Genomic DNA, 14,174 nt, shown 5'->3' on the forward strand with positions numbered 1-14,174 from the left:
TCAGAAGTCCTCAAGTGCTCTCATTGGCGCCCCGCCCCCTCGGGGGCAGCAAGCCCGCGCAGCGGGTGCGGCGTGGAGGCTCACACTTTTCCAGTGGGGTCGAGGCGGTCGCGCAGCCAGTCGCCTAGCAGGTTCAGGCCCAGCACCGTCAGCATGATCGCCAGCCCCGGAAACACGCTGACCCACCAGGCCGTCTGCATGTAGGTGCGGCCATCGGCCAGCATACCGCCCCAGCTCGGAATCATCGGATCCACGCCCAGGCCCAGGAAGGTCAGGCTGCTTTCCAGCAGGATGTTGTTGGCGACGTTCAGCGTCATCAGGATCACCAGCGGGCCCAGCAGGTTGGGCACGATGTGATGGCGGATCATGGCCAGGTCGCGCACCCCGAAGGCGCGCGCGGCCAGCACGAACTCGCGTTCACGCAGCGCCAGCACCTGTGCTCGCACCAGGCGCGCATACTGCACCCATTGCGAAATGATCATGAAGAAAATGACGTTGAACAGCCCGCCGCCCAGGATGGCGATGAAGGTGATCGCCACCAGGATGAACGGCAGCGCCAGCTGCACGTCGGCAAAGCGCATCACGATCATGTCCCAGAAGCCGCGGTAGTAGCCGGCGATCAGGCCCATGACGATGCCCAGCAGCGCGCCGCCCAGCACCGAAATGAAACCGACCATCAGCGAGATCTTGCCGCCCACGATCACGCGAGCCAGCACGTCGCGGCCCAGCGGGTCGGTGCCGAAGGGGTGGGCCGCGGTGGTGAACGGCGCGGTCAGGCGGGCGGCCAGGTCCATGGCTTCGCCGCCGTCGGGAAACAGCCAGCCCGAGGTCAGCACCAGAAGGACCATGAGGCCGGTGAGCACGGCGCCCAGCACGAATTCCAGCGAACGGTAGCGGCTGCGCGGCTTGGGGGCCGCGGGCGCGGCGGTGGGAGTGGTGGTCTGCATAAGGCTCAGCGCGTGCGGATTCGGGGATCGACGATGCCGTAGGCGATGTCGACGATCAGGTTGACCAGGACGATGACGGCGGCCAGCACGGTGACCGTGCCTTGCAGCACCGGGTAGTCACGGCCGGAAATGGCGTCGAACGCCAGCGTGCCCAGGCCGGGCCAGTTGAACACCATCTCGATGACGACGATGCCGCCGATCAGGCCGCCGAACTGCAGGCCCAGGTAGGTGATGAGCGGAATCGCACAGTTGCGCAGCGCGTGCTTGTACAGCACCACGCGTTCCTTCAGGCCCTTGCTGCGCGCCACCATGATGTACTGCGCGGACAGCGTTTCCAGCATGGTGGTGCGCACCAGCCGGATATTGGTGGCCGACAGGATGATGGCCATCGTCAGCGACGGCAGCACCAGGCTGGCGGGACCGCTCCAGCCCGAGGGCGGCAGCAGCGGGAAGGTGATCGACAGCAGCAGCACCAGCATCAGCGCCAGCCAGAAATTCGGAAACGACAGGCCCACCAGCGACAGGATGCGGATCGTCTGGTCGGTGGCCTTGCCACGCTTGATGGCGGCCTGGATGCCCAGCGGCAGCGAAATCAGGATCGACGCGATCAACGACGTGAAGGCCAGCATCAGCGTGGCGGGCAGGGCGTCGCCGATCAGCTTGGCGACCGGCGTGCCGCCCATGAAGCTGCGGCCGAAGTCGCCGTGGAGCAGGCCTTGCATGTAGCTCAGGTATTGCACGTGGAACGGCCGGTTCAGGCCCAGCGCCTGGCGGATGTTGGCCAGGTCCTGCTCGGTCACGCTGCCCGAGCCCTGGCTGAGCATCAGCGCGGGGTCACCGGTCAGGCGTACGGCGTAGGAAACAAGCAGCGTCACGGCCACGATCACGAAGACCGCCTGCAACACGCGTTTAATCAGAAATCCGGTCATGAGGCGCCGCCCCGGTTTTCACCCGGGCGGGTCAGTGGTGTTAATGCATCAAGGCAAATACGCTAGCGGGATGCCGCGGAGCCGGCTTTGCCGGTCCGCAGGCATGCCCCCTTGAGGGGGAAGCGCGCAGCGCTTCGGGGGGGGGCTTACTCAACAGTGGTGTCGACGAAGCGGAAGCGGATGTCGCCCGGGACTTCCAGGTTCTTCACGCGCTTGTTCACGCCCACGATCGTGTTCAGGCTGTACAGCGGCAGTTCCAGCGCCTGGTCGGCCACGTAGCCGGCGATTTCCTGCAGCATGGCTTCGCGCTTCTTCACGTCATAGACGGTGCGCTGGGCTTCCAGCATGGCGTTCAGCTTGGCGTCGTTGTCGTACGGGTTCCACTTCTGGCCCGAGTGATACATCAGGTAGGCCGTGTTGTCGTAGTCGTACGTCCAGCCGCCCCATTGGTTCTGCCACATCTCGCCGGTCTTGCCGCCGGGGATGATGTCGTTGAGCAGCACGCCGGTTTCGTACGGCTTGATGGTGGCGCGCACGCCCACCGCCTGCAGGTAGCCCGACACCGCCTGGGCCACTTCGCGGAAGTTCGAATCGCTGCCGCGCACGTCGATCTGCACGGTGGCGCCCGCCTTGATGCCGGCGCCGGCCAGCAGCTTCTTGGCTTCGGCGGGGTTGAACGGCAGGGGCTTCTGGTCGGGGTTGTAGCCGAACGACTGCGGGCCCTGGAAGCTGGCGATGGTCTTGGCCTGGCCCAGCAGCAACTGCTTGACGATGGCGTCGCGGTCCACGGCCATGATCAGCGCGCGGCGCACGTCGCGGTTCTGCGTGATGCCGGTCTTGGTGTTGTAGCGCAGCGCGAAGGCCACGGGGCCGCCGGTGGAAATGACGTCGGCGTTGCCCGACTTCTTCACGGTCTCGATCAGGCCCAGCGGGATCAGCGTGGCGACGTCGATGCGGCCGGCTTGCAGCTCGGCCACCTGGGTGCCCGGTTCACCGATGAAGCGGTACACCACCTTGTCCAGCTTGGGCTTGCCGCCCCAGTAGTCGTCGTTGCGCGCCAGGGTCACGTTGACCTTGGGCTGGTAGCTTTCGAACTTGAACGGGCCCGTGCCGACAGGGTGGGTGTTGAAGTTGTCTTCGCCCTTTTCCTGGATGTACCTGGGCGGCACGATCATGGCGCCGTAGCCGGCCAGCTTGGTCAGCAGTACCGGGTCCGGCTGCTTCAGGATGAAGTCGACGGTGTATTCGTCCACCACCTTGATCTCGCCGATCGAGTCGTAGTTGGACTTTTGCGGGCCCTTGGCGCCTTCGGCGCCCAGCAGGCGTTCAAAGGTGAACTTCACGGCTTCGGCGTTGAAGGGTTCGCCGTTGTGGAACTTCACGCCCTGGCGCAGGGTAAAGCGCAGGCGCTTGTTGTCGTCCAGGTATTCCCACTTGGTGGCCAGGCCCGGTTGCAGCTTCAGGTCGGCGCCGCGCATCGTCAGGCCGTCGTACAGGTTGCTGCCAACCGAACCCCAGAACGTCACGAAGGTGTCGATCGGGTCCCAGCTGCCCGGGTCCTGGTTGATGGCCACGTTGAGCGTGCCGGCGGCTTCGGCGGTCGACAGGACCGCGGGCAGCGCGCCGCCCAGCGCCAGGGCCAGGGCGGTGGCGGTGAAGGTTTTGCGTAGGGAGAGCATGTTCAACTCCAGGGACGGGAAATCGGGCGGGCCGACGTGAAAAAGGGGAAGGTCAAGCGGCGCGGGCCACACGGTGGCCGGGCGCGAATTCAACCAGGGGAATGATCGCGGGTTCGTCGCCCACGCGCCGCACCGGGCTGGGGATCTCGCCCTCGATCAACGAGGTATCGATGTGGCGGCCCGGTTCGGCCACGGGCACGGCGGCCAGCAGCTTGCGGGTGTAGGCATGCTGCGGCGATTCGAAGATCTGGCGGCGCGTGCCCAGCTCGACGATCTGGCCCAGGTACAGCACCGCCACGCGGTGGCTGACCTTTTCCACCACCGCCATGTCGTGGGTGATGAACAGGTACGACAGACCACGGTCTTTCTGCAGGTCCATCAGCAGGTTCAGGATCTGCGCCTGGATCGATACGTCCAGCGCCGACACCGACTCGTCGGCGATGATCAGCTTGGGGTTGCTGGCCAGGGCGCGCGCGATGCACACGCGCTGGCGCTGGCCGCCCGAGAATTCATGCGGATAGCGGCGGGCGTGTTCGGGCTTCAGGCCCACTTGCTCGAGCAGTTCGCCCACGCGGCGCGCGATGGCGTCGTCGCCCGTCAGCAGGCCGTGGGTGCGGATCGGTTCGGCGATGCTGAACGCCACCGTCTTGCGCGGGTCCAGCGAGGCGTACGGATCCTGGAAGATGTACTGGATTTCCTGGCGCAGGCGCTGGCGGCCGGCGCTGTCCATCGAAAAGATGTCCTGGCCGTTGTAGCGCACCGCGCCCGAGGTAGGCGCCACCAGTTGCTGCAGCGTCTTGCCGATGGTGGACTTGCCGCTGCCCGATTCGCCCACCAGCGCCAGCGTTTCGCCAGGGTAGACGTCAAATCTCACTTCTTCCACCGCGTGCACACGGTGCGTGACGCGGCCAAACAGGTTGTGGCCGACATCGAAGCGGGTGGTCAGTTTTTCCACGCGCAGCACCGGCTCGTCGTAGCGGGCGGTGTCCTGCTCGCGGGTCTCGCCCACTTCGCGCAGCGTGTCGCCTTCCAGCACGGTCTGCGGCGTGCGCAGCGGCAGGTCGCGGCCGGTCAGGCTGCCCAGGCGCGGCACTGCGGCCAGCAGCGCGCGGGTGTAGGGGTGCTTGGGCGCGCGGAAGATCTCTTCCACGGTGCCTTGTTCGACCTTCTTGCCGCGCAGCATCACCACCACGTCGTCGGCCATCTCGGCCACCACGCCCATGTCGTGCGTGATGAAGATGACGGCCGTACCCAGGTCGCGTTGCAGTTCGCGCACGGTGTTCAGGATCTGCGCCTGGATGGTGACGTCCAGCGCGGTGGTCGGTTCGTCGGCGATCAGCAGCCGCGGCTGGCACGACAGCGCCATGGCGATCATCACGCGCTGGCGCATGCCGCCCGACAACTGGTGCGGGTAGCGGTCCAGCAGCTGCTCGGCATCGGGCAGGCGTACTTTTTCCAGCAGGGCGCGCGCCGACTTGCGCGCGGCCGAACGCGACAGCTGCTGGTGCAGCATGATCGCTTCGATGATCTGGTCGCCGATCGTGAACACCGGGTTCAGCGAGGTCATCGGTTCCTGGAAGATCATCGCGATGTCGTTGCCGCGGATCGCGCGCATCTGCTCGTCCGATGCGGCGGTCAGGTCGACTTCCTGGCCGGCGCTGTTCTGGAACAGGATCTTGCCGGTGGTGATGCGGCCGTTGTTGTAGTCCGTCAGCCGCATGATGGCCATGGACGTGACCGACTTGCCCGAGCCGGACTCGCCGACGATGGCCAGCGTCTTGCCCGGCCGCACGTCGAAGTCCAGGTCCTCGACGGCGCGGAACACGCCGTTCGCGGTGTTGAAATCGACCGACACGCCGCGCACGGACAGAAGCGGCTGGCTTGAAGAGGCAAGAGTGCTAGACAACGTAAATTCTCACAGCGAGGTGGCGGCGCGGGCAGCCTGGTCGTACAGGCCCGACAGGGCGCGCAGGGTATTGGCCAGCTGGCGGCTGGCGTCGTCCGCGGCGGGCGAATCGATGAACGGCTTGACCAGGCATTGCTCGCGCACTTCGGCGTAGCGCTGGATCGCGGCGGCACCGGCATCGGTGGTGGTGTAGACCACTTCCTTGCCGGTCTTGGCGCTTTGCACCACGCCCAGACGCTCGAGCTTCTTGAGCGAATAGTTCACCAGGTGGGTGTCTTCGACATTGAGCGTGAAGCAGATGTCGGCCAGCTTCTTGCCGCGGCCACGGTGGAACACGTGGTTCAGCACCAGGATGTCCAGCGAGGTCAGTTCCGGCAGCCCGGCACAGGCCATGCAGCGCACCATCCAGCGGTTGAACGCATGCGACGCGATGATCAGGCCGAACTCCACCTCGGACAGCTCCGGGGCGGACGAGGCGAGATGGGAGGAGGAAACAATGGCGTCCCGGACGGAAACAGACATGGGCGGCTAGTTGGGGACGGATCGACAACAAAACGTTGGCGAATTATTGACGATTTGTCGATATGCGGGCATCGGGGATAACCCGTGGATATATGCCGCCCCGGGGCTTCATGACCGGCAGTTATCGTGGCCGCTAGCCGGGCGTGCCGTCTTCGACCGTGCCCGCCAGTTGCGTCAGGTCGGGCGGGCGGTTCTCGATGATGGCTTCCATGCTGAAGAAACCCGTCACCGTCGACAGCTCGAAATCGGTGATCAGCTTCTGATAGAAGCGGTCGTAGCCCGCGATGCCGCGGCAGGTGACCTTGATCAGGTAATCCCAGTCGCCGCCGATGCGGTAGAACTCGGTCACCTCGGGCAGGCGTTCGACGTGGCGCCGAAAGCCGTCGGCCCAGTCCTTGGCGTGGTGGCTGGTGCGGATCATCACGAACACGGTCAGGTCCAGCCCCAGCGCGACCAGGTTGACCTGGGCGCGGGTGCCGCGAATGATGCCGCTGGCATTCAGGCGCTGCAGCCGGCGCCAGCAGGCGTTTTGCGACAAACCGACCCGATCGGCCAGCTCGCGCTGCGACAGCGAACCCTCGCGTTGCAGGCAGGCGATGATACTTAGATCAAATTTGTCTATTTTTTCCATGGTTTCGATCAGATGAACGGTTTTTGGTGATTTTCGTCAAAATTTAGGTGAGGTTTCAAATTTATTTCCACCGTATGATATTCCGAGATAAATCCCTGTCCTCGTCTCATCATCATGTCTACCCAAGCGACCCCGGCCATCACAGGGCCGTTGCGCCAGTTTCAAGAATCCCTTGCCTGCCCCGACATCGCCGCCGCCCTCGCTGACGGGCTGATCGGCAAGGACGCCGTCATCGACGGCCCCTACGGCGCCAAGCCGCTGGTCTATGCCGACTACGTCGCGTCGGGCCGCGCGCTCATGCAGGTCGAACGCTTCGTGCTCGAGCACGTGCTGCCTTACTACGCCAACTCGCACACCGAGGCCTCGTACTGCGGCGGCTTCATCACGCGCCTGCGCCGCGAAGCCCGCGCCGTGGTCGGCCGCTGTTGCGGCGCCGGTGACGAACACGCCGTGATCTTCTCGGGCTCGGGCGCCACCCTGGGCATCAACCGCCTGGTGCATCTGCTGGGCGTGTCCGCCGCGGTGGCGGCCGGCCGCAAGGTCCGCGTCGTCATCGGCCCCTACGAGCACCACTCCAATATCCTGCCGTGGCGCGAATCCGGCGCCGAGCTGGTCTCGGTCGCTGAAAGCCCGCTGGGTGGCCCCGACCTGGCCGAGCTGGACGCTGCCCTGCAAACCCCGGCCGGCACGCTGGTCGTCTGCGCGCTGTCCGCCGCGTCCAACGTGACCGGCATCGTGGCCGACGTCGCCGCGGTCACCCGCCGCGTCAAGCAGACGGGCGCGAAAATGGTCTGGGACTATGCCGGCGGCGCCCCTTACCTGGACATCCGCATGTCGCCCGCGACCGATGCCCTGATCGACGCCATCGTGTTCTCGCCGCACAAATTCATCGGCGGTCCGGGCGCGTCCGGCATCCTGATCGTGCGCCGCGACGCCGTGGTGCCGGATACGCCCACGTTCCCGGGCGGCGGCACCGTCAAGTTCGTCTCGCCCGCCGGCCACGACTACAGCGCCAGCCTCGAAGCCCGCGAAGAAGCCGGCACGCCCAATGTGGTGGGCGACATCCGCGCCGCGCTGGTGCTGCTGGTGAAGGATGCGCTGGGCGCCGACTTCATGCAGCGCCGCAACGCCGACCTGGTGCAGCGCGCGCTGGCCCGCTGGCAGGGCGCGCCCCAGCTGGAATTGCTGGGGTCGCTGACCGCGCCGCGCCTGCCGATCTTTTCCTTTCGCGTACGCAACGGCCGCGGCGGCTTCGTGCACCAGCAACTGGTGACCCGCATGCTGAGCGACCGTTTCGGCATCCAGGCCCGCGGCGGCTGCGCCTGCGCCGGGCCGTACGTGCATCAGCTGCTGGACATTGATGCAGCCGAATCCGCGCAGATGCGCCAGGCCATTCTGGCGGGGCGTGAAATCGAAAAGCCCGGCTTCATCCGCCTGAATTTCAGTGTGCTGCTGGCCGATGCCAAGGCCGACTTCATCCTGGATTCGGTGCTGGCGCTGGCGGGCGACGCCACCGACTTCGAAGCCGACTACGACTTCGATCCCAGCCGGGCGATCTTCTTTCCGCGCGTGGCCGAGGCAGAAGCCGTCGGCTGAGCGGCGCGCTTGCCGGGGTTGCCCTGAACGTCGGCCGTGAATGCGGCCGACGTTTTCGTTTGGGGGGGCATTTGGGTGGGGGGCTGCCGCACGGCGTCATCCCTCCTGGGAGCACGCGCCTGTCGTCACGGCTGCTTCATGTAGGGGCCGCAGGTGTCGATCCAGGCGGTCTTCTTGGCGGCCAGGTTGTCCGGCAGCGTCGTCATGCGCTGCACGGTCTTGTCCGGAAACGCGCCGCCGTTGCGCGCGCATTGCTCGTAGTCGTCCACCAGCGCGAATTCCATGTCCAGCAAGTCCAGGCGGCCCTGGCACAGCAGCGAGTTCAACTGGTGCAGGTTGGTCACTTCGCGCTTGGTCTGTACCGTGACGGCCTCGTTGTAGCGGGTGACGCTGGCGTCGAATTGCGCCACGCATTGCGCGTCGGTCTGCGCCGACACGGGCAGTGCCACGGTGAACAGCAACGCGGCCAGGGATGAGACCAGGAAAGAGGCCAGCGAAGAGGCGGCGTGGGACGGGCGGGGCAGGGGGCGCAAGGGACTGGGCAAGGGCATGAACGTGGGCTTGTGTGGCGGCCGGGCCGCGAATGCGATGGCGGCATCATAACTGCCGGCTCGGATACGTCCGATAAGCAATGCCTGCTGGCGACCCATTCTGCAATGCCTGGATGCAGATTTTTCAAATCTTCCCGCAAATCAATGGCTTGAGAAAAAAACTGCGGTTGACCCTGACGTAGAACCCCGTATATCGGCGTGCGCCCGCCTTGGACAGAATCGGCTGATCCGTTTCCCCGAGGCCCTTGCTATGACCTTCCGCGCTGCCATCGTCCAGGCCGGCTCCGTGCCGTTCGACACCCCCGCCACGCTCGCCAAAGTGGCCCGCCTGACCGCCGACGCCGCCGCCACCGGCGCCCGTCTGGTCGTGTTTCCCGAAGCCTTCGTCGGCGGCTACCCCAAGGGCGCCACGTTCGGCGCCTCGGTCGGCGGCCGTAGCGCCCAGGGCTATCGCGACTTCCAGCGCTACCTTGATGGCGCCATCGCCGTTCCCGGCCCGCACACCGCCACCCTGGCTGACGTGGCGGCCCGGCACCAGGTGCACCTGGTCATCGGCGTCATCGAACGCGACGGCGGCACGCTGTACTGCACGGTCCTGTTCTTCTCGCCGCAAGGCGAACTGCTCGGCAAGCATCGCAAGGTCATGCCGACCTTCATGGAACGTCTGGTGTGGGGCTTTGGCGACGGCGCGACCTTGCCCGTCTTCGACACGCCTCTGGGCAAGCTGGGGGCGGTGATCTGCTGGGAAAACTACATGCCCCTGATGCGCATGGCCATGTACGCCAAAGGCGTGCAGATCTACTGCATGCCCACCGCCGACGACCGCGAATACTGGACGTCCACCGCGCGTCATGTCGCGCTGGAAGGCCGCTGCTTCGTCCTGTCCGCCTGCCAATACCTGACCCGCGACGCCTTCCCCAACGACTACGACGCCGTGCAGGGCAACGCGCCAGACACGGTCCTGATGCGGGGCGGCAGCGTCATCGTCAGCCCCGGCGGCGACGTGCTGGCCGGCCCGGTCTACGACCAGGAATGCATTCTGTCGGCCGACCTCGACCCCGATGAAATCGTGCGCGGCAAGTTCGTGTTCGACGTGGCCGGCCACTACAGCCGGCCCGATATCTTCAGCCTGCATGTCGACGAACGCGCCAAACCGCCCGTCAAGACCACACGCGACGCGCCCGCGGAACCGCCCGCCGATTCGGTGCCGTCCTAGCAGTGCTGCCCTAGTGGTGTAGCCCCAATGGTGCTGCACCTGATGGTGTCGCCCAGCTTGATGCTGCCCTGGCCCAGCCTGCACGCCCCACGTGGCGCCCGCACGGTATGGCCGCTGCGTCAGGGCTGCCGTACCTGTCTGCTGCACCCGTCTGCCCCGCCTATCTGTCGCACTCAACCTTCGCCTTTTCCTGGAACAACATGCCTGAACGCCAGCCACAAGCGGCCGCTCCCCTTAACGCTTCCGATCTGCGGCGGCGCGCTATCGCCGTCGGCATCGGCAACTTCATGGAATGGTTCGACTTTGCCATCTATGGCTATTTCGTCGTGCTGATCGGACGCACGTTCTTTCCATCGTCGGCGCCCGGCATTTCCCTGCTGTCTTCGCTGGCCGTGTTCGCCGTGGGCTTTCTGTCGCGGCCGCTGGGGGCGGTGGTGCTGGGCCCATTGGGCGACCGCCTGGGTCGGCGCGCGGTGCTGATGATCACCGTATTCGGCATGGGGGTGGCCACCACGCTGATCGGCCTGTTGCCCGGCTACGACACCCTGGGCATGGCTGCTCCCGTGCTGCTGATCCTGCTGCGTTTCGTGCAGGGCATGATGGTGGGCGGCGAATGGTCGGCTGCCTGCATCTACATCGTGGAAAGCGCGCCGCATGGCGGCCGTGGCAAGGCGGCCGCATTGCTCACCAAGACGGCCGCCGCCGCCTTTCTGGGGGGCACTTTCGTGGCGGCGATCATTTCGTCGGTGCTGTCCGAGCAGGACGCCGCCAGCTGGGGCTGGCGCGTGCCGTTCGTGGCGTCCATCCTTATGACCGTCGTGGCGCTTTACATCCGCCGCCGGCTGGGCGACACGCCGGTCTACGAGGCCGTGCAGAAGCGCCGTGAAAACAATCAAATCCAGGCCGTTCCCGCCGCAGAGAAATGGCGCGCCTTCGTCGTCACGTTCGCCTACGCGGCGTTGTTCGGGGTGTCGTTGTACTACTTCATCACCTACGCCAATACGCACCTGACGCAGACCGTGGGCCTGCCCAAATCCACCGCGCTATGGCTGTGCAGTGCCGCATTGGTGTTCTACACGCTGCTGCACACGGCCATCGGCCGGTTCAGCGACCGCTTCGGCCGGCGTCCCGTCGTGTTGGCCTCGGCAGTCAGCTTGACGGTGCTGGGGTATCCGATCTTCCTGCTCATGAATACCGGCCATCCCGCGGCGGTACTGGCGGCGCTGTGCCTCTTGGCGGTGCCGGTTGCCATGGCCGGCGTGATGGACGTCGTGTTGCTGGTCGAGATGTACCCGGCCTCGATCCGGTCCACCGGGGCCGCCATCGGGCAGAACGTCGCCGTGGCAGTGCTGGCCGGCCCGGCGCCGTTCATCGCTGCCGCACTGATCCAGTATTCGGGCAACCCGACCCTGCCGGCCGCCTATCTGTGCGGGGTGGCGGCGCTTTCCGGCGTGGTGTTGTGGGCATTGCTGCCGGAGACCCGCGACAAGGATATCTCGCAGGGTTGAGGGCAGGGGCGATGGGGCGGGGCGATGGAGCGGGACGGGGCACTGCGTATAAACCCAGTTTACGGACGCCCGAAACTGGCCTACCGTGCAAGACGAATCGCGGGCTTGCACAAACGGGTCCAAGTGGCCAATTCAAACGGCCAGTTCGACCGGCTCATTCAAGCGGCCAGTTCAAGCGGCCAATTCAAGCCGCGCCGCCCGTCCGCGATTGAAGTTCTGTTTTATCAACACTTTTGTTTTGCCAAAACACTACGTTGGAGATGAAAGAGAATGACCGATACGCTCATCCGGGTCGACCTGGCCCAATCCCCCTACGAAAACAAGCAGATCCACAACCGCTGGCATCCGGACATTCCGATGGCGGTGTGGGTCAAGCCCGGTGATGATTTCATCCTGGAAACCTACGACTGGACCGGCGGCGCGATCAAGAACGACGACAGCGCCGACGACGTGCGCGACGTGGATCTGTCAACCGTGCACTTCCTGTCGGGCCCGGTGGGCGTAGAGGGCGCCGAACCCGGCGACCTGCTGGTGGTGGACTTGCTGGACATCGGCGCCAAGCCCGACAGCCTGTGGGGCTTCAATGGATTTTTCAGCCGCACCAACGGCGGCGGCTTCCTGACCGACCATTTTCCGCATGCGCAGAAATCCATCTGGGACTTTCACGGCATGTTCACGTCGTCGCGGCACATCCCGGGCGTGAATTTCGCCGGGCTGATCCATCCCGGCCTGATCGGCTGCCTGCCCGACCAGAAGCTGCTGGACACCTGGAACCAGCGTGAGCAAGCGCTGATCGACACCAACCCCAACCGCGTGCCGCCGCTGGCCAACCCGCCCGCGCCCAAGACGGCGCACATGGGTGCCCTGCAAGGGGCCGACCGCGACCGGGCGGCGGGCGAAGGCGCGCGCACCGTGCCGCCGCGCGAACACGGCGGCAACTGCGACATCAAGGACCTGTCACGCGGCGCGCGGGTGTTCTTCCCGGTATACGTCAAGGGCGGCGGCCTGTCGGTGGGCGACCTGCACTTTTCGCAGGGCGACGGCGAAATCACCTTTTGCGGCGCCATCGAAATGGCGGGCTGGGTGCACATGCGCGTCACGCTCATCAAGGGTGGCATGGAAAAGTACGCCATCAAGAACCCCATCTTCAAGCCCAGCCCGATCACGCCGGCCTACAAGGACTACCTGATCTTCGAAGGCATCTCGGTGGACGAAGGCGGCAAGCAGCACTACCTGGACGTCAACGTGGCGTACCGGCAGGCCTGCCTGAACGCCATCGAATACCTGAAGAAGTTCGGCTATTCGGGGGCGCAGGCCTATTCGCTTCTGGGTTGCGCGCCGGTGCAGGGGCATATCAGCGGGGTGGTGGATATTCCCAATTCGTGCGCCACGCTGTGGCTGCCCACCGAAATCTTCGATTTCGACATCCAGCCGTCGGCATCCGGGCCGGTCAGGCACATCAAGGGCGGCATCGACATGCCCTTGTCGCGCGATCGTTGACCCTGGCGCACAAGGAGCCTGCCATGCCCATGTATGACTATTCCTGCGCGGATTGCGGCGACTTCGCGGCGCTGCGGCCGTTGGCGCAGTGGCGCGATCCCGCCGCCTGCCCCGATTGCGGTGCTCTGTCTGGCCGCATCGTCGGCGGGGCGCCGGCGATCTCGGCGTTGTCGTCCGCGGTGAACCGCGCCCATGCCGCCAACGAGCGCAGCGCCAACGAGCCGCGCAGCACGCGTTCGGGCCACGGCATGAACTGCGGCTGCTGCTCGGGCGGGCGCAAAAGCGGCAAGACGCGCACCACGGCCGACGGGGCGAAATCCTTTGCCGGCTCGCGGCCCTGGATGATCAGCCACTGACCCCCAGGAAGGCCGCGCCTGCCGGAGGGCTACCCCTGGTTTTCCAGCGGCGCCACCGCCGCGCCCTGGATGTTGTGACGCGCCAGGGCGTCGGCGACGAAGCCCGTTTTCTTCATGGCTTCGACAAACGCCGACAGGTAGGCGCTGGCCTTGGCGCCACGGCTCTTGGGCACGCCCATGGCCTGGCGGATCAGCATGAAATGGCCATCCAGCAGGCGCAGGCCGCCCAGGCGCTTGGCGTCGGCTTCCAGCTGCTGCTTCACGCCAGCCGCGACTTCCAGGTTTTCCTGGATGAAGGTGTCGACCACGGCAGGCGAGGTGGGCGCTCGGAAGATCTCGGCGTGCTTGAGCTCGCGGGTCAGGTACAGGTCGTAGGCGCTGCCTTTGCCGACCACGACGCGCTGGCCGGTGCAGTCCACTTCTTCCTGGCGGGTGATGGAGGAATCCTGGCGCACCAGGTAGGCGCCTTCGATGACCACGTAGGGGGCGGTGAAGGCGATCTGTTCGCCGCGCAGCGGGTCGATCGCGAAAAAGCCCACGTCGGCTTGTTCGGCGGCCACCGCGTTGACCGATTCGCCGGCCGACTTGAACACCACCAGCTCAAGTTTCACGTCCAGCCGGCGCGCCAGTTCCGTGGCCAGGTCCACCGACACGCCGCCAGGGGCACCGGTGCCCGGATGCGTGTTGGCCAGGATGGGGTTGCCCAGATTGATGGAGGCGCGCAGCGTCCCCGTCGGGGCGAAGGCGTCGAGCAATTCGTGATCGGTTTTCATGGCGTTCCTTCCTTGGGTGCGCACCGTTCTGTGCGCGCCGCCCGGCACGGGCCGGGCGGC

At 65.9% G+C, this 14,174-nt stretch carries 13 protein-coding genes; 5 read left to right on the forward strand and 8 right to left on the reverse strand.

All coding sequences use genetic code 11. The features are described from left to right. Positions 1–80: 80 nt before the first annotated feature. From U858_RS0103090 to U858_RS0103115, 6 genes are all read right to left on the reverse strand, one after another. Positions 81–947 carry an ABC transporter permease gene (locus tag U858_RS0103090; RefSeq protein WP_025135728.1) on the reverse strand — a complete coding sequence of 289 codons (867 nt, stop codon included), beginning with the start codon at positions 945–947 and terminating at the stop codon, positions 81–83. Between the two features lie 5 nt (positions 948–952). Next, a complete protein-coding gene (locus U858_RS0103095; protein WP_025135729.1) occupies positions 953–1,876 on the reverse strand; it encodes an ABC transporter permease in 924 nt (307 codons plus the stop codon). Positions 1,877–2,022: 146 nt separating this feature from the next. Then, complete coding sequence (locus U858_RS0103100) at positions 2,023–3,555, reverse strand: ABC transporter substrate-binding protein (protein ID WP_025135730.1); 1,533 nt, start codon at positions 3,553–3,555, stop codon at positions 2,023–2,025. 52 nt (positions 3,556–3,607) lie between these two features. After that, a complete protein-coding gene (locus U858_RS0103105) occupies positions 3,608–5,461 on the reverse strand; it encodes a dipeptide ABC transporter ATP-binding protein (RefSeq protein ID WP_029953486.1) in 1,854 nt (617 codons plus the stop codon). A 9-nt stretch (positions 5,462–5,470) separates the two neighbouring features. Then, positions 5,471–5,983, reverse strand: a complete 513-nt coding sequence (locus tag U858_RS0103110) for a winged helix DNA-binding protein (protein ID WP_025135732.1) — start codon at positions 5,981–5,983, stop codon at positions 5,471–5,473. A 133-nt stretch (positions 5,984–6,116) separates the two neighbouring features. Then, positions 6,117–6,614, reverse strand: coding sequence for an Lrp/AsnC family transcriptional regulator (locus U858_RS0103115; RefSeq protein WP_115596920.1), 498 nt, complete (start codon positions 6,612–6,614; stop codon positions 6,117–6,119). A gap of 114 nt (positions 6,615–6,728) precedes the next feature. On the opposite strand from U858_RS0103115, the gene U858_RS0103120 reads away from it, so the two are divergent. Further along, on the forward strand, positions 6,729–8,210 hold the full coding sequence (locus tag U858_RS0103120) for an aminotransferase class V-fold PLP-dependent enzyme (RefSeq protein WP_025135734.1): 1,482 nt from the start codon (positions 6,729–6,731) through the stop codon (positions 8,208–8,210). 125 nt (positions 8,211–8,335) lie between these two features. On the opposite strand, the gene U858_RS0103125 is transcribed toward U858_RS0103120, so the two are convergent. Then, positions 8,336–8,761: a hypothetical protein gene (locus U858_RS0103125; protein WP_232786483.1), complete on the reverse strand. Its 426-nt coding sequence runs from the start codon at positions 8,759–8,761 to the stop codon at positions 8,336–8,338. 250 nt (positions 8,762–9,011) lie between these two features. Between U858_RS0103125 and U858_RS0103130 the strand changes: the two genes are divergently transcribed. The 4 genes from U858_RS0103130 to U858_RS0103145 all read left to right on the forward strand — a co-directional run bounded on the left by U858_RS0103130 (position 9,012) and on the right by U858_RS0103145 (position 13,341). Continuing rightward, complete coding sequence (locus U858_RS0103130; protein ID WP_025135736.1) at positions 9,012–9,977, forward strand: nitrilase-related carbon-nitrogen hydrolase; 966 nt, start codon at positions 9,012–9,014, stop codon at positions 9,975–9,977. A 107-nt stretch (positions 9,978–10,084) separates the two neighbouring features. Then, complete coding sequence (locus U858_RS0103135) at positions 10,085–11,485, forward strand: MFS transporter (protein WP_232786484.1); 1,401 nt, start codon at positions 10,085–10,087, stop codon at positions 11,483–11,485. 270 nt (positions 11,486–11,755) lie between these two features. Continuing rightward, a complete protein-coding gene (fmdA, locus tag U858_RS0103140) occupies positions 11,756–12,985 on the forward strand; it encodes a formamidase (RefSeq protein ID WP_025135738.1) in 1,230 nt (409 codons plus the stop codon). Positions 12,986–13,008: 23 nt separating this feature from the next. Further along, on the forward strand, positions 13,009–13,341 hold the full coding sequence (locus U858_RS0103145) for a zinc ribbon domain-containing protein (protein ID WP_025135739.1): 333 nt from the start codon (positions 13,009–13,011) through the stop codon (positions 13,339–13,341). A gap of 29 nt (positions 13,342–13,370) precedes the next feature. Here the strand turns inward: U858_RS0103145 and U858_RS0103150 are convergent, their stop codons facing one another. Next, the gene (locus U858_RS0103150; protein ID WP_025135740.1) at positions 13,371–14,114 is read right to left on the reverse strand and encodes an ABC transporter substrate-binding protein; all 744 of its coding nucleotides are present in this window, start codon (positions 14,112–14,114) and stop codon (positions 13,371–13,373) included. Between the last annotated feature and the right edge of the window lie 60 nt (positions 14,115–14,174).

Source organism: Achromobacter sp. DH1f (assembly GCF_000633435.1).
Lineage (GTDB): Bacteria > Pseudomonadota > Gammaproteobacteria > Burkholderiales > Burkholderiaceae_B > Achromobacter > Achromobacter deleyi.

Bases quoted from the DNA above. Each gene is read 5' to 3' on its own strand.
- U858_RS0103090 (WP_025135728.1), bottom strand. From the start codon at position 947: ATGCAGACCACCACTCCCACCGCCGCGCCCGCGGCCCCCAAGCCGCGC.
- U858_RS0103095 (WP_025135729.1), bottom strand. From the start codon at position 1,876: ATGACCGGATTTCTGATTAAACGCGTGTTGCAGGCGGTCTTCGTGATC.
- U858_RS0103100 (WP_025135730.1), bottom strand. From the start codon at position 3,555: ATGCTCTCCCTACGCAAAACCTTCACCGCCACCGCCCTGGCCCTGGCG.
- U858_RS0103110 (WP_025135732.1), bottom strand. From the start codon at position 5,983: ATGTCTGTTTCCGTCCGGGACGCCATTGTTTCCTCCTCCCATCTCGCC.
- U858_RS0103115 (WP_115596920.1), bottom strand. From the start codon at position 6,614: ATGGAAAAAATAGACAAATTTGATCTAAGTATCATCGCCTGCCTGCAA.
- U858_RS0103120 (WP_025135734.1), top strand. From the start codon at position 6,729: ATGTCTACCCAAGCGACCCCGGCCATCACAGGGCCGTTGCGCCAGTTT.
- U858_RS0103125 (WP_232786483.1), bottom strand. From the start codon at position 8,761: ATGCCCTTGCCCAGTCCCTTGCGCCCCCTGCCCCGCCCGTCCCACGCC.
- U858_RS0103130 (WP_025135736.1), top strand. From the start codon at position 9,012: ATGACCTTCCGCGCTGCCATCGTCCAGGCCGGCTCCGTGCCGTTCGAC.
- U858_RS0103135 (WP_232786484.1), top strand. From the start codon at position 10,085: ATGGCCGCTGCGTCAGGGCTGCCGTACCTGTCTGCTGCACCCGTCTGC.
- fmdA (WP_025135738.1), top strand. From the start codon at position 11,756: ATGACCGATACGCTCATCCGGGTCGACCTGGCCCAATCCCCCTACGAA.
- U858_RS0103145 (WP_025135739.1), top strand. From the start codon at position 13,009: ATGCCCATGTATGACTATTCCTGCGCGGATTGCGGCGACTTCGCGGCG.
- U858_RS0103150 (WP_025135740.1), bottom strand. From the start codon at position 14,114: ATGAAAACCGATCACGAATTGCTCGACGCCTTCGCCCCGACGGGGACG.